The sequence below is a fragment of the Halopseudomonas oceani genome, assembly GCF_963677335.1.
Taxonomy (GTDB): Bacteria; Pseudomonadota; Gammaproteobacteria; order Pseudomonadales; family Pseudomonadaceae; genus Halopseudomonas; species Halopseudomonas oceani.
The window spans coordinates 598,427-620,886 of the sequence record NZ_OY781932.1 but is presented as its reverse complement, the minus strand read 5'-3'; the positions used below and the strand labels follow the sequence as shown (position 1 = coordinate 620,886).

General features: G+C 61.9%; 19 protein-coding genes. 12 read left to right on the top strand and 7 right to left on the bottom strand.

The annotated features are described in order from the left end of the window. Positions 1 to 3 precede the first annotated feature (3 nt). From ACKPCU_RS02800 to ACKPCU_RS02790, 3 genes are all read right to left on the bottom strand, one after another. Positions 4 to 1,149 carry a glycerate kinase gene (locus ACKPCU_RS02800; protein WP_321349732.1) on the bottom strand — a complete coding sequence of 382 codons (1,146 nt, stop codon included), beginning with the start codon at positions 1,147 to 1,149 and terminating at the stop codon, positions 4 to 6. Beyond that, positions 1,149 to 2,507: a GntP family permease gene (locus ACKPCU_RS02795; protein WP_321349730.1), complete on the bottom strand. Its 1,359-nt coding sequence runs from the start codon at positions 2,505 to 2,507 to the stop codon at positions 1,149 to 1,151. The genes ACKPCU_RS02800 and ACKPCU_RS02795 overlap by 1 nt, the downstream gene beginning before the upstream one ends. A 620-nt stretch (positions 2,508 to 3,127) precedes the next feature. Further along, positions 3,128 to 4,234: a sugar diacid recognition domain-containing protein gene (locus ACKPCU_RS02790; RefSeq protein WP_321349728.1), complete on the bottom strand. Its 1,107-nt coding sequence runs from the start codon at positions 4,232 to 4,234 to the stop codon at positions 3,128 to 3,130. A 95-nt stretch (positions 4,235 to 4,329) separates the two neighbouring features. Between ACKPCU_RS02790 and ACKPCU_RS02785 the strand changes: the two genes are divergently transcribed. Then, positions 4,330 to 4,536: a PA3496 family putative envelope integrity protein gene (locus ACKPCU_RS02785; protein WP_321349726.1), complete on the top strand. Its 207-nt coding sequence runs from the start codon at positions 4,330 to 4,332 to the stop codon at positions 4,534 to 4,536. Here ACKPCU_RS02785 and ACKPCU_RS02780 read toward each other — a convergent pair. Beyond that, complete coding sequence (locus tag ACKPCU_RS02780) at positions 4,530 to 5,480, bottom strand: LysR family transcriptional regulator (RefSeq protein WP_321349724.1); 951 nt, start codon at positions 5,478 to 5,480, stop codon at positions 4,530 to 4,532. The genes ACKPCU_RS02785 and ACKPCU_RS02780 overlap by 7 nt on opposite strands. A 217-nt stretch (positions 5,481 to 5,697) precedes the next feature. Here ACKPCU_RS02780 and ACKPCU_RS02775 point away from each other — a divergent pair, with 217 nt between their 5' ends. From ACKPCU_RS02775 to ACKPCU_RS02755, 5 genes are all read left to right on the top strand, one after another. Next, positions 5,698 to 7,113 carry an acetyl-CoA carboxylase biotin carboxylase subunit gene (locus tag ACKPCU_RS02775; RefSeq protein WP_104736672.1) on the top strand — a complete coding sequence of 472 codons (1,416 nt, stop codon included), beginning with the start codon at positions 5,698 to 5,700 and terminating at the stop codon, positions 7,111 to 7,113. Between the two features lie 44 nt (positions 7,114 to 7,157). Then, positions 7,158 to 8,969, top strand: coding sequence for a sodium-extruding oxaloacetate decarboxylase subunit alpha (gene oadA, locus ACKPCU_RS02770; protein WP_321349721.1), 1,812 nt, complete (start codon positions 7,158 to 7,160; stop codon positions 8,967 to 8,969). A gap of 128 nt (positions 8,970 to 9,097) precedes the next feature. Next, the gene (locus tag ACKPCU_RS02765; protein ID WP_104736674.1) at positions 9,098 to 9,805 is read left to right on the top strand and encodes a carbonic anhydrase; all 708 of its coding nucleotides are present in this window, start codon (positions 9,098 to 9,100) and stop codon (positions 9,803 to 9,805) included. A gap of 166 nt (positions 9,806 to 9,971) precedes the next feature. After that, positions 9,972 to 10,463 carry a 5-(carboxyamino)imidazole ribonucleotide mutase gene (purE, locus tag ACKPCU_RS02760; protein WP_096005017.1) on the top strand — a complete coding sequence of 164 codons (492 nt, stop codon included), beginning with the start codon at positions 9,972 to 9,974 and terminating at the stop codon, positions 10,461 to 10,463. 10 nt (positions 10,464 to 10,473) lie between these two features. Beyond that, complete coding sequence (locus ACKPCU_RS02755) at positions 10,474 to 11,556, top strand: 5-(carboxyamino)imidazole ribonucleotide synthase (protein ID WP_321349717.1); 1,083 nt, start codon at positions 10,474 to 10,476, stop codon at positions 11,554 to 11,556. A 76-nt stretch (positions 11,557 to 11,632) separates the two neighbouring features. On the opposite strand, the gene ACKPCU_RS02750 is transcribed toward ACKPCU_RS02755, so the two are convergent. From ACKPCU_RS02750 to ACKPCU_RS02740, 3 genes are all read right to left on the bottom strand, one after another. Next, on the bottom strand, positions 11,633 to 12,034 hold the full coding sequence (locus tag ACKPCU_RS02750) for a hypothetical protein (protein ID WP_321349714.1): 402 nt from the start codon (positions 12,032 to 12,034) through the stop codon (positions 11,633 to 11,635). Positions 12,035 to 12,122: 88 nt separating this feature from the next. Continuing rightward, positions 12,123 to 13,091, bottom strand: coding sequence for an alpha/beta hydrolase (locus ACKPCU_RS02745; RefSeq protein WP_321349713.1), 969 nt, complete (start codon positions 13,089 to 13,091; stop codon positions 12,123 to 12,125). 100 nt (positions 13,092 to 13,191) lie between these two features. Beyond that, positions 13,192 to 14,412, bottom strand: a complete 1,221-nt coding sequence (locus ACKPCU_RS02740) for an acyl-CoA dehydrogenase family protein (protein WP_104736678.1) — start codon at positions 14,410 to 14,412, stop codon at positions 13,192 to 13,194. 160 nt (positions 14,413 to 14,572) lie between these two features. Here ACKPCU_RS02740 and ACKPCU_RS02735 point away from each other — a divergent pair, with 160 nt between their 5' ends. From ACKPCU_RS02735 to tsaA, 6 genes are all read left to right on the top strand, one after another. Beyond that, the gene (locus ACKPCU_RS02735; protein WP_321349709.1) at positions 14,573 to 15,226 is read left to right on the top strand and encodes a TetR/AcrR family transcriptional regulator; all 654 of its coding nucleotides are present in this window, start codon (positions 14,573 to 14,575) and stop codon (positions 15,224 to 15,226) included. 125 nt (positions 15,227 to 15,351) lie between these two features. Further along, on the top strand, positions 15,352 to 19,008 hold the full coding sequence (locus tag ACKPCU_RS02730; RefSeq protein ID WP_321349707.1) for a PAS domain S-box protein: 3,657 nt from the start codon (positions 15,352 to 15,354) through the stop codon (positions 19,006 to 19,008). Positions 19,009 to 19,012: 4 nt separating this feature from the next. Beyond that, positions 19,013 to 20,002: an HD domain-containing phosphohydrolase gene (locus ACKPCU_RS02725; RefSeq protein ID WP_321349705.1), complete on the top strand. Its 990-nt coding sequence runs from the start codon at positions 19,013 to 19,015 to the stop codon at positions 20,000 to 20,002. Between the two features lie 78 nt (positions 20,003 to 20,080). Beyond that, complete coding sequence (locus tag ACKPCU_RS02720) at positions 20,081 to 20,611, top strand: DUF3299 domain-containing protein (RefSeq protein ID WP_321349703.1); 531 nt, start codon at positions 20,081 to 20,083, stop codon at positions 20,609 to 20,611. A gap of 91 nt (positions 20,612 to 20,702) precedes the next feature. Beyond that, positions 20,703 to 21,641 carry an alpha/beta hydrolase gene (locus tag ACKPCU_RS02715; protein ID WP_104736683.1) on the top strand — a complete coding sequence of 313 codons (939 nt, stop codon included), beginning with the start codon at positions 20,703 to 20,705 and terminating at the stop codon, positions 21,639 to 21,641. Then, positions 21,638 to 22,339 (top strand): tRNA (N6-threonylcarbamoyladenosine(37)-N6)-methyltransferase TrmO, encoded by a 702-nt coding sequence (tsaA, locus tag ACKPCU_RS02710; RefSeq protein ID WP_321349700.1) that lies wholly within the window; start codon positions 21,638 to 21,640, stop codon positions 22,337 to 22,339. The genes ACKPCU_RS02715 and tsaA overlap by 4 nt, the downstream gene beginning before the upstream one ends. The last annotated feature ends 121 nt before the right edge of the window (positions 22,340 to 22,460 follow it).

The following is a 22,460-nucleotide window of genomic DNA, read 5'->3' as shown; positions in this document are numbered from 1 at the left end:
GACTCATCCATTCGGTGCCCGCCCGGCAATCTGCCACAACCGCGCCAGGTCGGCGGCGCGGGCGCTGAGCTGCAGGCCGGCTTCGGCCATGGCCTGCTCCAGACTCAACGGGCCGGGAGCCAGACTGAAGGCGGCACCGATGCCCTCGGCGTAGAGCCGCTGGTAACCCTCGCCAAGACTGCCGGCCAGAGCAATCACCGGCACACCGGCGGCCCTGGCCAGACGCGCCACACCAACCGGGGTCTTGCCATGCAGGCTCTGGCCATCCAGTCGGCCTTCGCCGGTGATCACCAGGTCGGCACCCTCCAACGCCTCAACCAGACCGGCCAGCTCGGCAACCAGCTGCACCCCCGGCTGGAACGCTGCCTTGAGCACCGCGCGGGCGGCAAAGCCGAGACCACCGGCAGCGCCGACACCGGGCTGATCGCGCAGATCCTCACCCAGGGTTGCCGCCATCACGTCGGCGTAATGCGCCAGCGCAGCATCCAGCTGTTCAACCTGCGCCGGGCTCGCGCCCTTCTGCGGGCCAAATACCGCCGAAGCGCCACGCGGCCCACATAACGGGTTATCCACGTCGGCGGCAACCAGCACTTCGACCTGGGCCAGCCGGGTGTCGAGTCCGGTCAGATCAATCTGGCTCAGGCTGGCCAGCGCCGCGCCACCGGGTGTGAGTTCCTGTCCTGCGCGATCCAGAAAACGCACCCCAAGAGCGGCGAGCAGGCCGGCGCCGCCATCGTTGGTAGCGCTGCCTCCAAGGCCCAGCACGATGCGCCGTACCCCCGCATCCAGCGCGGCGCGGATCAGCTCGCCGGTGCCAAAGCTGCTCGCGCTCAGCACATCGCGTCGCGCTGGCTCGACCCGATGCAGGCCGCTGGCCTCAGCCATCTCAATCACTGCCCGCTGGCCAGGCAACAACCCCCAGGTGGCGACGACCCGATCACCCAGCGGACCGGCAACCTCGGTCTGTTGACGCTCCCCCCCGGTGGCAGCCAAGACCGCGTCCACCGTTCCTTCACCGCCGTCGGCCATCGGACAGAGCCGCAGCTCGGCATCGGGATAGACCCGCGCCCAACCCGCCGCAATGGCTTCGGCGACGGCACGGGCGCTCAAGCTTTCCTTGAAGGAATCAGGGGCAATCAACACTTTCATCAGAGCAGTACCAGGCTCAGCAGCCAAACAGTAATGATCCCGGCAATTCCCTGCATCAGGGTGCCGAGCGTTTGTGCACGGTAAGCGGTGCCCACGCTCATGCGACTGAACTGGGTCACGACCCAGAAGAAGCTGTCGTTGGCGTGGGACACGGTCATCGCGCCGGCACCAATGGCCATCACGCAGAGCACCCGGCCCATTTCGCTATCCAAACCCAGCTCCGGCAGCAGCGGTGCAACCAGCGCCGAGGTAGTCACCAGCGCCACCGTGGTCGAGCCCTGTGCCGACTTCAGCGCGGCAGAGACCACAAACGGCATAAACAGACCGATCCCGAGCGCCGACAGGGTCGCTCCCAGATAGTCACCCAGCGGCGTCACCTTGAGCATCGCGCCAAAGGCACCGCCGGCACCGGTGATCAACAGGATCGGTGCGGCCGCATGAATGCCCTCAACGACGCGATCATGAAACTCCTGACGTTTGTTGTCCGAGCGCAATAGTGTGCAGGCCAGAGCCAGGCCAACCGCGAGTGCCACCACCGGCTGGCCGAGGAACGCCAGCAGAGTGTAGACGAAGCCCTCGCCCACCGGTTTGGCCGGCAGATTGGCCAGGGTGCCCAGACAGATCAGGCCGATCGGCAGAAAGATCGGCGCAAAGGCCTTGGTCGCGCTCGGCAACACACCGTATTTTGCACGGATCTGGGCGTAGTCTTCAGCGTCCATCACGTGGGCGCCATTGTCTTCCAGCGGAATGTCCTTGCCGATGAACCGGTTGGCCCACCACATGCCGGCAAAAGCTGTCACCAGCGACACCACCAGACCGACCAGAATCACCAGGCCGAGATTGTTTTCCAGGCCCAGATTACCCGCCGCGGCAATCGGGCCGGGGGTCGGCGGCACAAAGGTATGGGAAGCATAGAGCCCGGTCGCCAGCGCCACACTCATGGCGATCACCGAGACCTTCATGCGGGCCGCCAGGGCATTCTTTAGCGAGTTGAGGATGACGTAGCCCGAATCACAAAACACCGGGATCGAAACCAGATAGCCGATGATCGACATGGTCAGCGTCGGGAAGCGCTCCCCCAGCAGCTTGATCACCGTCTCCGCCATGGTGATTGCGGCACCGCTACGCTCGAGAATTACGCCGATGATGGTACCCAGCACAATGACAATGCCGATATAACCAAGGATGCCGCCAAAACCACCGGTGATCGTTTTGACGATCTCCATGGCCGGCACCTGATAGGCGAAACCCGCCAGCAGCGCAGCGGCCAGCAAGGCAAGAAAGGGGTGTAACTTGAGGCGCGATGTCGCCAGAACGATAAAGGCAATCAGGGCGACCAGAATCAGTACCAGACCCATGCTGAACTCCTTTTTATTGTGTTTGCCGCGATGGGCGGCGATGACAACGGCCATTGTCACCCAGCCTGCGGGACAAAAGCCTTATGCGCACGCACAACAATAGACGGGAATTAGCAATGCATTCTTGTTCGCTCGCCCAATGGTGGTGAGCCTAAAAATGGGCAGATCCGCTCTGGCTTGCGGCCCCAGGGCGCAAGGCGAGCAAACCGGACGCAGAGCGTCCCGATAGGCGCTCCCACGCAGGAGCGTGGGAGCGATCAGTACTCGGATAGTGGAGTGTGCACCCGGGGTTCGTCCCGTTTACGCGGGCGAGTAGCGCAGATTTATCGGGAAAAAGAGTCATAGGCTGTCTGAGGAGCGCAGCGACGAGTTTTATGACTCCCCGATAAATCGAGCAACGCAGCGAACCCGAAGGGCCGCGTAGTCGGGTGCCCGGGGGGATCGCTAAGGGGGGCCGGGCAAGCGGCCCCCCCTTGGCTCGCCGTAAAAGGCGAAAAGCGAGTTATCAGGCAAAAACCCAGCAAGAAAGACAACACCAAACCGGACGCAGAGCGTCCATGCAGGCGTTCCTACGCAGGAGCGAGGGAACGATCATCAACGGAGCAGCAGCCGCCGCCCAGCTACTCCGGAAACAACGCCAACCCAATACTCAACAGCATCCGATCGTTCATGCGATCCAGCTCCAGGCCAGTAATCTCGGCGATGCGATCAAGTCGATAGCGAAGGGTATTGCGGTGCACCTGCAGCTGCGCGGCACAGGCTTGCGCATGACCGTTGTGCTGCAACCAGCTGCGCAAGGTGGCTATCAACTGGCCGTTTGCATCAGCCCGACGCAGCGGCTGAATCGGTGCCAACAGCTGCTGCACCGTCCAGCTGCCCTGCTGCTGATGTAGCAGCACCGCCAGCCGGAACTCCGCCAGACTGACCATCCTTTCGGACACCCGCATCTCCTGCACATAGTCACGCAGGTTGATTAGCGCTTCGGTCGCCTCGCGCAGATCCGCCAGCGATTCAACTGCCTCGGCCAGCAGTATCCGACCCACCGGCCAGTCGCGCTGATCGGCCTGCTCCAGCCAGCTGGGGCGGGGCGCTTGCGGCTTGCCGCTGCGCAGCCAGAGCACCTCGTGCAGCCCCAACGGCAAGATGATGTCGTGCGGGTGGCGGGAGCGCATCTGGGTCACCAGCTGTCCCTGGGAATGCTGATGATCGCTTTCCGCTGCCAGACACAACAGACAGCCCTGTAGTGGCCACTTCCAGCGCATACGCAACCGCTCGGCGTCATCCGCCAGACTGGCCACCGGGTAGCCGCGCTCCAGCAGGTTGACCAGCCAGGCCTCCTGCTGCTGTCCGCGCCAATGCTGTTCGGCCTGCAGCACACTCTGCTCGACCAGCATCTCGGCGGTCATGCGCAGCAACTCGGCAAACGGCCGCACCTGCTCAGGTTCACCGGTAATGCCCAGCACACCGACCAGTCGACCGGCGTGCAGCAGGGGCAGATTGATGCCTGGTTTGACACCCTGGAGACAGGCGGCGGCCTGCGTGTCGAGCGCCACCACCCGCTGATTGGCGAGTACCAGTTGCGCGCCCTCGTGCCGGCTGTCGATGCGCTCGGCGTCACCGCTGCCGATGATCACCCCCTGGCGGTCCATCACATTGACGTTGTAGGGCAGGATGGCCATCGCCCGGTCGACGATCTGCTGAGCCAGATGACGGTCCAGTTCAAACATGGTTGTACTCCTCAGCGGCTGTCATCACCGCGTCATGCTGTGGTCGCATGCTTAGCTCGTGAAGCCAGAACACCACTGACTCGGGAGCTGCCAACATGGCCTTTGATCCGGAATGTGCAGGTGATTTCAACTCCGCCGCGGACCAACGTCGCGAACGCCGTCGCAACGAAGACAAAAAGCGCATGGCCTATCGCCGTGCGATCGAAGACTACCGCGAAAGTCAGGCGCTGCAGGCCTCCTTCAGCGACTTTCCCGAGCTGCTCGGGCAGACCGACTTCCATCGCTCACAGCGCCACTACTGAGCCGCAAGCGGCGGTTCGAAGGGTTCTGCCAGTTGCCGAATCAGGGCCTTCTCCTCGCGCAAGAAGGAGAGGAAGGCTTCGGCCACCGGGCTCAGGCGCTTGCCCCGGGCGTGCACCGCACACCAGCTGCGCTTGAGCGGCAGTTCGCTGATATTGAGGCAGACCAGTTCCCCCTGTCGTATCCAGGCCGCCGCTGCATGCCCCGGCACCAGCGCTACCCCCAGCCCGGCAATTGCACCCTGCACCAGCGCTTCGGTCGACCCAAGCTGCATGGTCTGTCCGAGATGCACCCGCTTGAGCTGAAGAAACTCGTCACAGGCCTTGCGGATGCCCGAGCCGCTCTCGCGCTGCAGGACCATTTCCTCTTCCAGTCTAGCCAGCGGAATCTGACTCTGCCGCGCGAGCGGATGATCCGCTCGCGCCACGGCCACGATCGGGTTGTTGAGGAACGGGAAGAACTCCAGCGCACGGTCCGCCGGCACCAGCCCCATGATCACCAGATCATCGCGGTTGTCGGCCAGGCGCTGAATGATCTGTGCGCGGCTGGCCACGTCCAGGCGGAAGGTAACCTGCGGATAGCGCTGACGAAACGCCGCCAGCAGATGAGGCAGCACGTACTGCACACTGCTCGCCGCCGCCAGACGCAACTCGCCACGCAGGCTGCCCTCCAGCGTCGACAGGTTCATGTCGAGGCTATCGAGACGGTCAAAGATATCGGCTGTGGTCTCCAGCAGCGATTCAGCGGCTTCGGTCAGGTACAGCTTGCGGCCGACATACTCGAACAGCGGCAGGCCAACCTGCTCTTCAAGCTGGCGTATCTGCAGGCTGACCGCCGGCTGAGTCAGCGCCATGGTTTCGGCCGCACGGCTATAGGAGCGGTGCTCACAGACCGCCCGAAACACCTGCAGTTGACGGAGGGTCATTCGTAGCAAGGATTTGCGCATGGTCTACCTTGAATGGGAAGCCGCTTTGCATGGCTTCAGTATATATAAGCAATTACTTATACATAAGCCAAGTATTATTCATTTCACAGAATAGAGGCGTCCGCTTAGGGTATGCGGGAAACATTTTGCAATGTGTCGCGCCGGGACCACGCATTCCGGTCGCGGTACGCAAAATGTTCAACGCATCCACTCGATCACCCACACGAGGAACGCGTACGTGATCAAGAAAATTCTGATTGCCAACCGGGGCGAGATTGCCGTTCGCATCGTCCGCGCTTGCGCGGAGATGGGCATCACCTCGGTCGCGGTCTACACCGATCCCGATCGCTATGCCCTGCACGTCAAGCGTGCGGACGAATCCTACAACGTCGGCAGCGACCCGCTGGCGGGTTATCTCAACCCGCGCCAGCTGGTTAACCTGGCGGTAGAAACCGGCTGCGACGCCCTGCACCCGGGCTACGGTTTTCTCTCCGAGAATGCCGAGCTGGCGAAGATCTGCGCCGAGCGCGGCATCAAGTTCATCGGCCCGGCCGCCGAGGTCATTACCCGCATGGGCGACAAGACCGAGGCCCGCCGCAGCATGATTGCCGCCGGCGTACCGGTCACCCCCGGTACCGAAGGCAACCTGGCGGATCTCGACGAGGCGCTGCGCGAAGCCGAGCGCGTCGGCTACCCCGTCATGCTCAAGGCAACGTCCGGTGGTGGTGGTCGCGGTATCCGTCGTTGCAACAACCGCGAAGAGCTGCAATCGGCCTACCCGCGGGTCATCTCCGAAGCCACCAAGGCCTTCGGCAGCGCGGAAGTCTTCCTCGAGAAGTGCATCGTCAACCCGAAACACATCGAAGCGCAGATTCTCGCCGACAGCTTCGGCAACACCGTGCACCTGTTCGAGCGTGACTGCTCGATCCAGCGCCGCAACCAGAAGCTGATCGAGATCGCGCCCAGCCCGCAGCTGACCCCGGAACAGCGCGCCTACATTGGCGACCTGGCGGTCAAGGCCGCGCAGGCGGTCGGTTACGAGAACGCGGGCACCGTCGAGTTCCTGCTGGCCGACGACGAAGTGTATTTCATGGAAATGAATACCCGGGTTCAGGTCGAGCACACCATTACCGAGCAGATCACCGGCGTCGACATCGTTCGCGAACAGATCCGCATCGCCTCCGGCCTGCCGCTGTCGATCAAGCAGGAAGACGTTCAGCATCAGGGCTTTGCCATCCAGTTCCGGATCAACGCCGAGGACCCGAAGAACAACTTCTTCCCCTCCTTCGGCAAGGTCACCCGCTACTACGCACCGGGCGGTCCGGGCGTGCGGGTCGATACCGCGATCTACACCGGTTACACCATTCCGCCGAACTTCGACTCCATGTGTCTGAAGCTGATTGTCTGGGCCATGACCTGGGAAGAGGCGCTGGACCGTGGCCTGCGCGCGCTGGACGACATGCGCCTGCAGGGGGTCAAGACCACGACCCCGTACTACCAGGAGATCCTGCGTAATGCCGAGTTCCGCTCCGGCGTGTTCAACACCAGCTTCGTGGAAGCCCACCCCGAGCTGCTGAACTACTCGATCAAACGCAAACCCGAGGAGCTGGCGCTCGCCATCGCTGCCGCGATTGCCGCCCACGCCGGACTATGACACTGGCGGCCAGCTGATGGCTTGCCGCTGACGAGGAACAGAGAATGAGCACTACACGCAAAATTACCGTTACCGATACCATCCTGCGCGACGCCCACCAGTCCCTGCTGGCTACCCGTCTGCGTACCGAAGACATGCTGCCGATCTGCGACAAGCTGGATCAGGTCGGCTACTGGTCGCTGGAAGTCTGGGGCGGCGCGACCTTCGACGCCTGCGTCCGCTTTCTGAAAGAAGATCCGTGGGAGCGCCTGCGCACCCTGCGCAAGGCGCTGCCAAACACCCGTCTGCAAATGCTGCTGCGCGGCCAGAACCTGCTTGGCTACCGTCACTACAGCGACGACGTGGTTCGCGCCTTCGTCGCCAAGGCAGCCGAGAACGGTATCGACGTGTTCCGCATCTTTGATGCCATGAACGACGTACGCAACCTCAAGGTCGCCATCGAAGCGGTCAAGGCGGCCGGCAAGCACGCCCAGGGCACCATCGCGTACACCACCAGCCCGGTGCATACCGTCGACACCTTCGTCAAACAGGCGAAAGACATGGCCGCAATGGGCATCGACTCCATCGCCATCAAGGACATGGCTGGTCTGCTGACCCCGTTCGCCACCGGCGAGCTGGTCAAGGCGCTGAAAGCCGAGCTCGACTTGCCAGTGTTCATCCACTCGCACGACACCGCCGGCCTGGCCTCCATGTGTCAGCTTAAAGCGATCGAGAACGGTGCCGACCACATCGACACCGCCATCTCCTCGATGGCCTGGGGCACCAGCCACCCGGGTACCGAGTCGATGGTTGCCGCGCTGAAAGGCACCCCGTACGACACCGGCCTGGATCTGGAACTGCTGCAGGAAATCGGCATGTACTTCCACGCCGTGCGCAAGAAGTATCACCAGTTCGAAAGCGACTTCACCGGCGTAGACACCCGCGTACAGATCAACCAGGTGCCGGGCGGCATGATGTCCAACCTGGCCAACCAGTTGAAGGAGCAAGGCGCACTGGATCGCATCCAGGACGTGTTTGCGGAGATCCCGCGCGTACGTGAAGACCTCGGCTTCCCGCCGCTGGTCACTCCGACTTCGCAGATCGTCGGCACCCAGGCGGTGTTCAACGTGCTGGCTGGCGAACGCTACAAGACCATCACCAACGAAGTGAAGCTCTACCTGCAGGGCCGTTACGGTCAGGCACCGGGTACCGTCAACGAGAAGCTGCGCCGTCAGGCCATCGGCGGTGAGGAGGTCATTGACGTCCGCCCGGCCGACCTGATCAAGCCGGAGATGGACCGCCTGCGCGGTGAAGTCGGCGCCCTAGCCAAATCGGAAGAAGACGTACTGACCTTCGCCATGTTCCCGGACATTGGCCGCAAGTTCCTTGAAGAACGCGAAGCCGGCACCCTGAAACCCGAGCAACTGCTGCCGGCGCCGGGCGAAGGCTCACCGGCCGCAACCAGCGAAGGCGTACCGACCGAGTTCATCATCGACGTGCACGGCGAGTCCTACCGGGTTGATATCACCGGTGTCGGCGTCAAGGGCGACGGCAAGCGCCACTTCTACCTCAGCCTCGACGGCATGCCGGAAGAAGTGGTGTTCGAGCCGCTCAACGCCTTCGTCGGTGAGGGTGGCAGCAAGCGCAAGCAGGCCAGCGAGCCGGGCCACGTCACCACCAGCATGCCGGGCAATGTGGTCGACGTCCTGGTCAAGGTCGGCGACACCGTCAAGGCCGGTCAGGCCGTGCTGGTCAGTGAAGCCATGAAGATGGAAAGCGAAATCCAGGCGGCCATCGCCGGGACCGTCAAGGCCGTTAACGTCGCCAAAGGCGACCGCGTCAACCCGGGCGAGATTCTGGTCGAAATCGAAGCCTGACGTGCAGCTCTGATGCGGGTGGAAACACCCGCTGACATTTAACTGCACCGGTGCCTCCCGGCACCGGTGTCGTCACCAAGAAACTGATCGTCTATCCGTACAGCCCAACTGATGATTGAGACTGCGACATGAATAACGACTCCAGACGCAATGAAAGTGCCGAAGAAGCGCTCAAGCAAATCGTCGACGGCTTCAACCGTTTCCGCAACGAGGTTTATCCCGCCCAGCAGGAACTGTTCAAGCAACTGGCCCACGAACAGATCCCACGGGCCATGTTCATTACCTGCGCCGATTCCCGCGTCGCGCCGGAGCTGATCACCCAAAGCGCACCTGGCGACCTGTTCGTCTCCCGCAACGTGGGTAACGTGGTACCACCCTATGGCCAGATGATGGGCGGCGTCTCCACCGCCATCGAGTTCGCAGTACTGGCGCTGAACGTACAACACATCATTATCTGTGGTCACTCAGACTGCGGCGCGATGAAGGCGGTACTGAATCCGGAAACCCTCGACTCGCTGCCAACCGTCAAGGCCTGGCTGCGCCACGCGGAGGTCGCCAAGATCGTGGTGGAAGACAACTGCGACTGCTGCGACGACAAGCTGACCATGATGACCGAGGAAAACGTCATCGCCCAGTTGCAGCACTTGGCAACCCATCCCTCGGTAGCCTCACGGCTGGCCCGCGGCGAACTGTTTATCCACGGCTGGGTATACGAAATCGAGACCGCGCATATTCGCGCCTACGACGCGGAAACCAATGAGTTCCGCCAGATCGGCGAAGGCCCCGTGCCCATGGCTACACCCCGCGCGCGCTACCCCGGACGCAACACACGCTAACCGACAGGCGCATTACTGCATTTGCCCAATTACGGGTATACTGCGCCGTCTGTTTTAGCGGCAGACCCCACGGGGTCTGCACTCTCCAAGCAAGCCACGCCAGTCCGCTGCCGTGGCTTGTTGGTTTCTGCCGCCACGGCGGCCCTGATGAGCGAGGCACCTACAGATGACCGCACTGGTTGGCGTGATCATGGGCTCCAAGTCCGACTGGTCCACCCTGAGCCATACGGCCGATATGCTTGAGCAGCTGGGCATTCCCTACGAAGTGAAGGTGGTTTCTGCCCACCGCACGCCTGATCTGCTGTTCCAATACGCTGAAGAAGCGGCCGACCGCGGGATCGAGGTGATTATTGCCGGCGCCGGTGGCGCAGCCCACCTGCCGGGTATGTGCGCGGCCAAGACCCATCTGCCGGTGCTCGGCGTGCCGGTCCAGTCCTCCATGCTCTCCGGTGTCGACTCGCTGCTGTCGATCGTCCAGATGCCGGCTGGCGTCCCGGTCGCCACCCTGGCCATCGGCAAGGCCGGTGCGGTCAACGCCGCACTGCTGTCGGCCAGTATCCTGGGTGGCAAGCACCCGCAGTTCGGCAAGGCGCTGCAGGATTTCCGCAGTCAGCAGACCGACAACGTGCTGAACAACCCAGACCCGCGTCAGGCTTGAGGAATCGAATATGAAGATCGGTGTCATCGGTGGTGGGCAACTAGGTCGCATGCTGGCACTGGCCGGCACCCCGCTCGGCCAGCAGTTCGCGTTTCTCGACCCAGCCCCGGATGCCTGTGCCCAGGCCCTCGGTGAGCACATCCGCGCCGACTACAGCGACACCGATCACCTCCGCCAGCTGGCAGATGAAGTGGACGTGGTGACCTTCGAGTTCGAAAGCGTCCCGGCCGAAACCGTCGCCTTCCTGGCGCAGTTCGTCCCGGTCTACCCGAACGCCGAGTCGCTGCGCATCGCCCGCGACCGCTGGTTCGAGAAGTCGATGTTTCAGGATCTCGACATCCCGACCCCGGAGTTTGCCGACATCCAGTCGCAGGAAAATCTCGATGCCGCGGTCAAGCGCATTGGCCTGCCGGCGGTGATGAAAACCCGGACCCTGGGGTATGACGGCAAGGGCCAGAAAGTACTGCGCCACCCCGACGATGTGGTCGGTGCCTACGCCGAACTGGGCAGCGTTCCCTGCATTCTGGAAGGTTTTGTGCCCTTCACTGGTGAAGTCTCACTAGTCGCCGTGCGTGCCCGCGACGGTGAAACCCGCTTCTACCCGCTGGTGCACAACACCCACGAGAACGGCATCCTCAAGCTGTCCGTCGCCAGCACCGCCCATCCGCTGCAGGCACTGGCCGAAGACTACGTTGGCCGCGTGCTCGACAAACTGGATTACGTCGGCGTGCTGGCCTTCGAATTCTTCGAGGTCGACGGTGGCCTGAAAGCCAACGAGATCGCCCCGCGCGTGCACAACTCTGGCCATTGGACCATCGAAGGCGCCGAATGTAGCCAGTTCGAAAACCACCTGCGCGCCATCGCCGGCCTGCCGCTGGGCTCGACCGCCAAGGTCGGTGAAAGCGCGATGCTCAACTTTATCGGCGAAGTACCGGCCGTCGAGGCTGTCAGCGCCATCGAGCACTGTCACCTGCACCACTACGGCAAGGCCTTCAAAGCCGGTCGCAAGGTCGGCCACGCCACCCTGCGCTGCCCGGATATGGCGACGCTGCAAGCGCGCATTGCCGAGGTTGAGGCGCTGATTGCCAACTGAGTCAGGCATCGAGCAGTCAACGAAAAAAGGCGTAGCACCCGGTGCTACGCCTTTTTTATTTACCGCCAGCGCTCGTCTAGCCATCTCCCCGTTGCACGGCACCCTGGCAAGCGAAATGGTTCGCGGTAGTGACCTTGTCCGGCCGCGCCAGCAAGGCGTCTGCACGCAGCGATGCCTTGTTCTGACTGTAGGGGCTTCCCATCCGGTTTGGGGAGCCTTCATGCACCCAGATATCACCCCGCTCGCTCTGTTTGAAGTAAAGCGTATTCGATGAACAGGCGCTGCCAGCCGGCATGTACAACGTTGGCACACCATTGCTGACAGCGATAAACCGGTATTGCTCAGGTGTGCGATTGGAATAACCGTAATAGCCATCGGACAGGCCGGTCATCAGTACATAAGTCGGCTGATCGGCCATCGCCTCAGCGGACAGCGTAACAGCGCACACCAGCAGTGCAGTGCCAAATCGCAGGGTCATCGGAATACGTCCTCTTTCGTCTGGAATCCAGCCAGCAGCCTGCCAGATGAGCTGACGGGGGACATCCCCAATAGTTGGTATCCGGGGGTCAATCCGCCATCAACTGCTCGCGCAGGAATCCCACGACCCGCTGCTCGACCGACAGCCTGCTGAAGTCGTCCCCCAGACTGACAGCGCTCATCGGGTAAAAGTGACCAAAGCCCGGCACCCAAGCCTGCCGACGCACTGCACCGGCGCTGTCGAGGGCCCGTGCGACGGCGCCGCTGCCACGGATGACCCCGGGCAAGTCGTCCTGACCGACCAACTGCAGCAGTGCTGGCGGCTGCGCGGGCAGATGGCCCGGCAGCAGGTATCCCCAGGTACTTCCCGATAGCGACACCACCGCCTTCACCGGGACGTGCCGGCCGTAGGCGGCATTGATCGCCGTAATGGCGCCGGCCGAGAAGCCGCCCAGCGCTATTCGCTCAGGGTCTACGCCATAGCGCGCGGCCTGACTGCGGACATGACTGACGGCGGTTTCCATATCCTCGCTGGCGCTCAGCAGGGCCTGCCAGAACTCGGCACGCAGCCGGTCATCCATCGGCGGCAGACCGATGGCCTGACGCGCGATGTCGATACGGGCAGTGGTCTGCGGGGTGACGGCCAGCGCCTCCGGCATCAGCCGCTCAGCGTCAATCGGCTCGGCCAGCAGCGGCCGCTCGCCCGCCAGTCGGTATTCGATGGAGAAACAATTGAAGCCCTGCCGGGCGAAGACCTGACAGTATTCGGCCATGGAGGAGTCCTGCGCCCCATTTTCAGTGAAGCGCTCATCACCCTTGCTGCCCCGCACGAAAGAGCCGCCAAAAGCCATGATCACCGCCGGCCGCGGCGTGTCTTCCGCGGTTGCCGGGCGGTACCAGTCCATGCGCAGATCCCGTTCGGCGGGCGTATCACCACCGATCAGCCCCCGGCCGTAGACCAGGTCGTAGTCCACGCTGACCTGCTCAGCCGCACTGATCGGCGCGGCCAGCAGCAGGCCGAGGCTCAGCCCCGCCAATACCTGATTAACTCGGGTCATCATGACCTCCTGCGTTCTTGTTGTTGTGCGCTGCCGACCAATACTGAAACGAAAACACCCGGCGTGCACCTTTCGATGCACGCCGGGTGTGTGGCCAGGCTCAGAGGAAGCGCTTGAGCTCGGCCTTGGCGATAGCGTTGCGATGGACTTCGTCCGGGCCGTCAGCGGTGCGCAGGTGGCGCGCATAAACGTACAGCTGCGCCAGCGGGAAGTCGGAGGAGAAGCCACCGGCACCGTGGGCCTGAATCGCCCAGTCGATCACCTGACAAGCCATGTTCGGCGCTGCCACCTTGATCATCGCAATCTGCTTGGCGGCGACCTTGTTGCCGACGGTATCCATCAGATGCGCCGCGTTCATCACCAGGAAGCGCGCCTGATCGATCATGATCCGCGACTCGGCGATGCGTTCACGCCACACGCCCTGCTCGGCCAGCGTCTTGCCGAACGCCACACGCTTGCTCAAACGTTCACACATCAGCGCCAGCGCCCGTTCGGCCTGACCGATCACACGCATGCAATGGTGGATACGACCCGGGCCAAGGCGGCCCTGGGCGATCTCGAAGCCACGGCCTTCGCCCAGCAGCATGTTGCTGGCCGGCACGCGCACGTTATCAAAAACGATTTCCGGGTGGCCGTACGGCGGGTCCATATAGCCGTAGCAGCCCATATCACGCAGCACGGTGACGCCAGGGGTGTTCATCGGCACCAGAATCATCGACTGCTGCTGGTGGCGGTTGGGGTTGTCCGGGTCGCTCTTGCCCATCACCACCATGATCTCGCAGCGCTCATTGGCGGCGCCAGAGATATACCACTTGCGGCCGTTGATCACGTACTCGTCACCGTCACGCTCGATGCGGGTTTCCACATTGGTCGCATCGGAGGACGCCACCAGTGGCTCAGTCATGGCAAAAGCGGAGCGGATTTCGCCGTTCAGCAGCGGGGTCAGCCAGCGCTCTTGTTGTTCCTTGGTGCCGTAGCGAGCCAACACTTCCATGTTGCCGGTGTCCGGCGCGCCGCAGTTGAACACCTCGGACGCCCACATGCCCGGCACGCGCCCCATCAGCTCGGCCAGCGGGGCGTATTCCATGTTGCTCAGACCCGGACCGTGCTCGGCTTCCGGCAGAAACAGGTTCCACAGCCCCTCGGCGCGTGCCTTGGCCTTCAGCTCTTCCATCAGTTGCACGGTAGTGTAGGCGTTTCCGGCCTTCTCGTTGGCGCGGATTTCCTCTTCGTAGCGCTGCTCATTGGGGAAAACGTGCGCGTCCATAAAATCGGAAACGCGCTTTTGCAAATCCAGCGAGCGTTCGGTCTGGTGGTACATGGCGAACTCCTGAGGTGTCAATCATGCGGTTGCGATGGCAGCCGTCCTGAACACAAAATCTCAATACACATGTGTATTGTCAATTGTGTATGGAAATAGATATGACGCAGGCTTCGTCCGACTTATAATGCTCAGCCGAGACATTCACCGGAACCATAAGATGACCACCGCCAGCAAACCCGGTCGCCGCGGTCGCCCTACCGGCCGCGCCGTGCTGACCCCACAGGACTGGTTCAACGCCGCTACCGACGCGATTCTCGAAGGTGGCTTCGACCAATTGCGGGTGCTGCCGCTGGCCAAGCGCCTGAAAGTGACCCGCGGCAGCTTTTACTGGCATTTCGAGGATCTACCCCAGTTCATTCGCCAATTCCTCGATCAGTGGCAAGCCCAGCGTATGAAGGGCTTGCGCTACTGGCAGCCTAGGCTGGACCCGCAGCTGAGCCCCGAGCAGGAAGTGGAACGCGTGCTGCTGCTGATGTTCGAGGGGCCAGCGGTCGAGTTCAAACGCATGAAGGTGGAGTTCGCAATCCGCGACTTTGCCCAGCGCGACCTCTACGCTCGCGACATCGTCGCTGCGGTGGATGAAGCCAGGGTCGAGCAGACCGCGCGGTTGCTGGAACCACTGGTAGCGGATGGCAGCGCCCGCGGCATGGCGATGATCCAATATGCGACCGTGCTTGGCAGCGTGCTGCTGTTCCGCGGTCAACTCGGTGGCGAACGGGCACTGCAGACCATTCGCCAGCAGTGGCAGGCCTTGTTGCAAAAGCCTAAAGTTGTCACTGAGCACGCCGATACTGGGGCGAAGGCGCGCTAAGTTTTCCTGGCTGGACAGCCGGAATACACGCCGACATGATAAAAACGTGCTGTCACGCGCCGGATGCGGGATGACTGCGCACCTGCTGACGCCGATCAGGTGTCGGGCACTCTCAGGAGCGAAGCATGCCGATCCATTCCTGGTTCTATCGCGCTGATTTGCATCAGGGCACCCTGCTGCAAGGTCATCATGACCATGCCCTGATGCTGGTCTCTATCTTGGTAGCGATTGCAGCCTCCTGGCTTGGGCTGCAGGTTGCGGGGCTCGCCCACAAGGCGGCTACCCCGCTGACCCGTCATGGCGCATTGATCAGCGGTGCGGTTGCGCTCGGTGGCGGTATCTGGGCCATGCACTTCATCGGGATGCTGGCATTCAGCCTGCCGCTGGACGTTGAGTACGATTCTCAGATCACGCTGCTGTCGATGGTGCCGGCGGTGGCCGCATCGCTGGTTGCCCTCCATCTGCTCTCCCGTCCGCAGCTGGGCGTTCGGGGTTTGCTGGTTGGCGGCGTGCTGATTGGCACCGGCATTGGCGTTATGCACTATGTGGGCATGACAGCGATGCGCATGAACGCGCAACTGCTGTTTGACCCGCTGTGGTTTGCCGGCTCGATTGGTATCGCTATCGTGCTGGCGATAGTGTCGCTGTTGATTCGCTTTGGTCTGCTTGAAGAGAGCCATACAAGCCTGTTGGTGGCAGCCGTTGTGATGGGGCTCGCCATCTCTGCCATGCACTACACCGGCATGGCAGCCGCCCGCTTTGTCGGCACGCCTGAAGTGGGCTACACACCACAATACAGCCACCAGCAGGATCACGGCCTGTTGATCGCCATCGCGGTTCTGGTATTTGGCACCCTGGTCGGCGCAATCAACGGCATGATTCGCTTCAGTCAGCTCTACCAGCGCGTACAGGCCAGCCAGGAGCAAATCCGCGGTATCGTCGATACCGCTGTCGACGCCATCGTCAGTTGGGACACCAGCGGTATCATTCGCGACGTTAACAATGCCGCAGAGAAGATGTTTGGCTGGCAACGCAGTGACCTCATCGGCCAGCACCTGAACAGAGTACTGTCGGAACAGTCAGCCGAGTTGATGCGCGGATTCCTTGAGGATTTCAATGCCGGGCGCTACCCGGATCGGATTGCTGTCAACATCGAGCGCTGGTGCCGCCGCCGCAATGGCGACATCTTCCCCGTCAGAGTGGCGATGGGGCAGTCCAAAATCGCGGGCGAAGACCAGTTTGTCGGCTTTGTCAGCGATATCACCGAGCGCCGGGAGCTGGAAAACTCGCTGCAGGAGCGTGAGGAGCAGTACCGCAGCCTGATCAGCAATATCCCCGGCGTGACATTCCGCTGCCTGCCTCGCGAAGACTGGCGCATGCTGTTCATCAGCGATGCCGTCGAACAACTGACCGGCTGGCCGACCGAGCGCTTTCTCGACAACGACCTGAGTTTCGCCGACATCATTCATCCCGCCGATAGCGACTTCACCGTCGAGCACGTCATGGCCGCGATTGGCCGCCGCGAAAAGTACAACCTCGAATACCGCATCTTCCACCGCGACGGCCGCATACGCTGGGTTACCGAGTACGCCAGCGCAATCTTTGACGACAACGGCGACCCGGAGTGGATCGATGGGGTCATCATCGACATCACGGAAACCAAGCTGCGCAACGCTGAGTTCGAAGGCATTGTGCATGCCATCAGTCAGGCCCAGGGCATGGCTGAGCTGGATCTGAACGGCTGCATCCGCTTTAGCAATCCGCGCCTGCTTGAGCTATGCGGCTACCCGGCAGAACAACTCAACGACCACCACTACCAATCACTGCTGGGGACCGATCAGTTTACCGAGGCGCAGTGGCAACAGGTACGCCAGGGCAAGTATCTGGCTGGCGAGTACAGCCTGCAACACACCAGTGGCAGCAGCGTCCACGTCCAGATTTACTTCAATCCGATCATGGATGCCTATGGCAATCCCAGCAAGGTGATCATGCTGGTCACCGACCTCAGCGAACGCCACCGCATGGAGCTCGACCTGCTCGAAGCAAAAGACCGCGCAGAGCTGGCCGCCGAATCCAAAGGCGCCTTCCTCGCCAACATGAGCCATGAAATCCGGACCCCGATGAACGCCATCATCGGCTTCAGCGAAGTGCTCCTGAACGAGTCACTCAGCAGCACTCAGCGCAAGTATCTGAAAACCGTCAACCAGTCCGCCCGCTCGTTGCTGGGCCTGCTCAACGATATTCTGGATACCGCCAAGCTGGAGAAAGGGGCGGTGCAACTCGACCTGCAGGATTTCTCCCTGTACGAACTGTGCCAGCAACTGATCAACGCCTTTTCGCTGGAGGCCGGCTACAAGGGACTACAGCTCAATTTCGAGTACCTCCTGCAACAGCAGCACTATCGCGGCGACGCCTTGCGGGTGCGTCAGGTAATGACCAACCTGCTGGGTAACGCGATCAAGTTCACCCAGCAGGGCAGCGTCGGACTGCGGGTAGACAGCGACCAGCAGCAGGTCCGAATCCGCATCAGTGATACCGGCATCGGCATCGCACCAGGCCGCCTGCAACAGATTTTTGAGCCCTTCGCCCAGGCTGATGCCTCGATGAGCCGTCGCTTCGGCGGTACCGGTCTAGGAACCACCATCGCCCACCAGTTGGTCGAGCTGATGGGCGGCAGTATTCGTGTCGAAAGCACACCCAATCAGGGCTCAACCTTCGAAGTTACGCTGCCGCTGCAGCCGCTCGACGATCAGGTAGTACGACTGCACAAGGACAACGCCGGTCGCATCGAGCTGCCACCGCTACGTATCCTGGTGGCGGACGATGTACCAGACAATATTCAGCTGATGGAAATAATGCTGCGCGCAGAAGGCCATCGTGTACGCAGCGCCAGCAATGGCCTGAATGCATTTGAGCGAATCGTCGAAGAAGACTTCGACCTGATTCTGATGGACATGCAGATGCCTGAAGTGGACGGCCTTGAGGCGGCGCGCATTATCCGCCGTTACGAAGCCAATATGGGCAAGCCGCCAACTCCGATCATCGCGCTCACCGCCAGCGTACTGGACAAGGACCGTCAGGCCGCCCGTGAAGCGGGTATGGAAGGCTTCGCGTCCAAACCGGTCGAACGTGCCGCACTCAAGCACGAAATCGCCCGGGTGCTGGGCCTGCTGGTCAGCAGTGGCGAACCAAAGGGCTCTGCCGACCGGACTGGCCCACAACTGATCGACTGGGCCGACGGCGAACGACGCTGGGGCAACCGCAGCGCATTGACACAAGCCATTGAGCGCTTCTTTGCCGAATTACCCGACCGCCTCGAAGACCTTGGCCACGCGCTCACCCAGCAGGATCGTGATCAGGCACGGACGCAGGTTCACCGAATCAACGGCAGTGCCGGCAACCTGTCTCTGCAGATATTGCAGCAAGCCGCTGCCGGACTGGAGAAGCAGCTGCAACACGGCAACTCACGCCAGCTGTCCGCCTGCCATCAAGCGCTGCTGACCGCAGCCGAGCAGACCCGGGCGGCGTTGCCGAACCCGGCACCGCGCAGCACCGCGGCGGCCAATGGTTCGCTCTCGGCCGAAGAACGGCATGAACTGATCGACAAGCTGATCACCGTGCTCAATCGCAGCGAAGTAAATGAACAGGCGCTGCAACAGCTGGCTGGAGTAATGCAGCCCGAGCAACGCCAGGCCCTGGAAAAGGCGCTGGACGACTTTGACTTTGCAACGGCAATCTCGCTGCTGGAAGCCGAGCGCAGCGTTGCCACTACAGAAGATTGATTGTATGCCTTTCAAGGACACCCGCCAGGTTCTGCTGCTGGTCGACGATGAACCCGCCAACCTGCACGTGCTCAAGCACATCCTGCAGGAGCACTACCGCCTGCTATTTGCCCGCGATGGTCAACGGGCGCTGGAGCTGGCAGCGGCCGAGCGACCACAGCTGATTCTACTCGACGTGATGATGCCAGGCATGACCGGCCACGAGGTCTGCGCGCAGCTCAAGAGCGACCCGCACACCAGCGATATTCCGGTGATCTTCGTTACCGCGCTTTCCAACGTCGACGACGAGATCCGAGGCTTCGAGCTGGGTGCAGTCGATTACATCACCAAGCCGGTCAGTGCCCCCATCGTCAAGGCGCGAGTGCGTACTCATCTGTCGCTGGTCCGTGCTGAAGTGCTGCGCGAAACCCGCCTCAACATTGTTCAGGCACTCGGTATGGCCGCCGAGTACAAGGACAATGAAACCGGCCTGCATGTCATTCGGATGAGCCATTTCTCACGGATCATCGCGCTGGAAGCAGGTTTCAACGCGGAGGAAGCCGACGAGCTGTTGCACGCCGCGCCAATGCACGACGTCGGCAAGATCGGCATCCCCGATGCAATACTGCAAAAGCCGGGGAAGCTGGATGACGCCGAATGGGAAATCATGCAGAAACACCCGGAAATCGGTGCGCAGATCATCGGTGAACACGACGCCAGTATGCTGAAGATGGCCCACCGCATTGCCCTCGGTCACCATGAAAAGTGGGACGGCAGCGGCTATCCGGCCGGTCTGGCCGGCAACGCGATACCGATCGAGGCCCGAATCGTTGCGATCGCCGACGTGTTTGATGCGCTGACCAGCGTGCGCCCGTACAAGAAGGCCTGGAGCGTGGAAGACGCTGTGGCATTGATCCGCGAGCAGAGCGGCCGGCACTTCGATCCGGATCTGGTCGACTGCTTCCTGCGTCGCCTCGACGATATCAATCATATCCGCGAGCGCTGGGCCGAGTAGTCAGCGCGCGCGCACTATGGAACACTGCGCGCCAACGCCGGTCCGATAACGGCATTCGATACCAGAGTGGATACTCCCATGCTGCTGCGCTCCGCCATACTGTTACTCGCCTTAGCCCTGCCGGTCCATGCCAGCGAGCCTCTGACCGTCGACTGGCTCGACCTGCTGCCGGCCGAGGACTATCAGGCCATGCTCGATATGCCGGAAATCGATCACGGTACAGGGCTGGATGCAGAGGGCAACTTCAGCAACAGCCTGCGCCAGCGGGACAACAGCCTGCCAGAAGTCATGTATTCGACCAGAGTCGTCGCCAAGTACGATGGCAAGAACCTGCGTATCGGTGGCTACCCGGTGCCGCTGGAAACCGACGATAATGGCCGCTACACCAGCTTCTTTCTGGTTCCCTATGCCGGCGCCTGTATTCACGTGCCACCACCGCCGCCCAATCAGATCATTCTGGTCGAGTACCCGGCAGGCGTTGCCATCGACGATATTTACCAACCCTACTGGGTTCAGGGCACACTGCGGGTCGAGCAGACCAGCAATGAGCTGGCAGACGCCAGCTACCAACTGCAAGCGGCACGCGTTTGGCTCTACGACGGGGAATAAGCCAAGCTACAATCCCCCACCCGGGTGGCCCCTGGCCAGCAGCGAGTAAGCTAAGCTGGACCTCCCGCCCCAGCATTCAGGATAAGACAGTATGCAACTTCTGATTGGGCTGATTGGCCTGTTTTTCATCGTCGCCTTCAGCCTCCGCCGTTGGCTGCTGCGCCGCGAGTCACCCCAGGTACAGGCTGTCGAGTTTGCCGGGGAGCTCTACCGGGTTGGCCTGGCCACAGTGGCCCGGCGCGGGCCGGAAGACGCCGAACAGACTGTCATCGTGATGCCCGGCTTTGTGGAGAACTTCCTCTACTTTACCGAGCACTATCAGGATCCGTCGCTGCAACTCATTCTGCTCACCAGCGCCGACTACCACGTGCCGGTCAACCGGCCCCAGTTCAGCAAGGCCAGCTGGGTCAGCGAACCACAAGCCAGACCCTGCACCATCGCCTACGACGCCGAGGTGCTCAACCAGGCGCTGGAAAACCTTGCCAACGGCAAACAGGTGCGGGTTCACGGGCATTCCCGCGGCGGTGCCGTGGTACTTGAAGCGGCGCGCCAACGCCCGGACCTGTTCGCTCAGGTTGAGGTTGTGCTGGAAGCCCCTGTCCTGCCCCAGGGCAAGCCCTACCGTGACGTCCCGCGCTTTTTCCGCTGGTTCCTGCCGTTCTACCTGTTTGCCTGGCAGCAGCAGCCGATTTCAGCCAGCAATCGTCAGCTGTTTGGCCCGCTCGATGATCCACGCAAGCGCGAGCTGATCATGGCTCTGCCGTTCAATCCGAAGCACGGCAGTACCTTCGTCTGCAACATTCTTGATCTGGCAGACTGGATGCAAAACAACACCCCGGATATCTATCAGCATGTGCGCCGCGGCGCCATTATGGTGCCCTCACGTGACCGTATTCTTGACCCTCGCGCAATGCTCCGCAGCGCACAGCAGGCAGAAAGCCTGCAGATCATCGAAATCGATGGCTGCAGCCACCTGATTACCGCAGACCGTCCCGACTGCATACCGCCACTGGCGACACCGACACCATGAGCTGGCAGTTCGAACCGGTGGGTATCATCCACTCCTGCTTTGCAGAAAAGTTCGCTATTCCACGCCAGCCACTGCTGGCACCGGCAGCAACCGCCAGGCTCGAACTGCTGCCACCCTACAATCAGCCAGAAGCGCTGGAAGGCCTGCAGGGCGTTAGCCATCTCTGGCTGATTTTTGTCTTCCACGCCGCCGCCAGCGGACCACAGCACCTGCGGGTGCGTCCGCCAAGACTGGGCGGCAACCAGCGGATCGGCGTGTTTGCCAGCCGTGCAACCCACCGACCCAACCCGATTGGTCAGTCGGTGGTGCGACTTGAAGGTATTGAGAATGGCCAGTTGCTGCTGTCCGGCGTCGATTTGCTCGACGGCACTCCGGTGCTGGATATCAAACCGTATGTCCCCTATGCCGATGCTATCGATAACGCGATCAACCCGCTTGCCCCGCAGCCGCCCGAGGCCATTGCGGTAACCTGGACCGATGCCGCACGAGAAGAGGCTCAACAGCATCAGGACCGTCTCCGGCAACCCCTCGTTGCCCTGATCGAACAGTGCCTCAGTCAGGACCCGAAACCGGCCTACCAGCAACCGGCACCCGACCGCGAATACGGCGTGCAACTGTGGGACGTGAACGTTCGCTGGCACTATCCTCACAGCGACCAGATCCGCATACTGAGCGTCCGTCAGGCAACACTCACCTGAGATATCCGCGGTAACCGAGTCGGAGCGCGCGCACATCACGCGTCGCCTACCTAGCGGTCACCCTCCCCGGTATCGGCGCAATTGCACCAACATGTTTAGTATCTGACCAGCCCGGGGATAT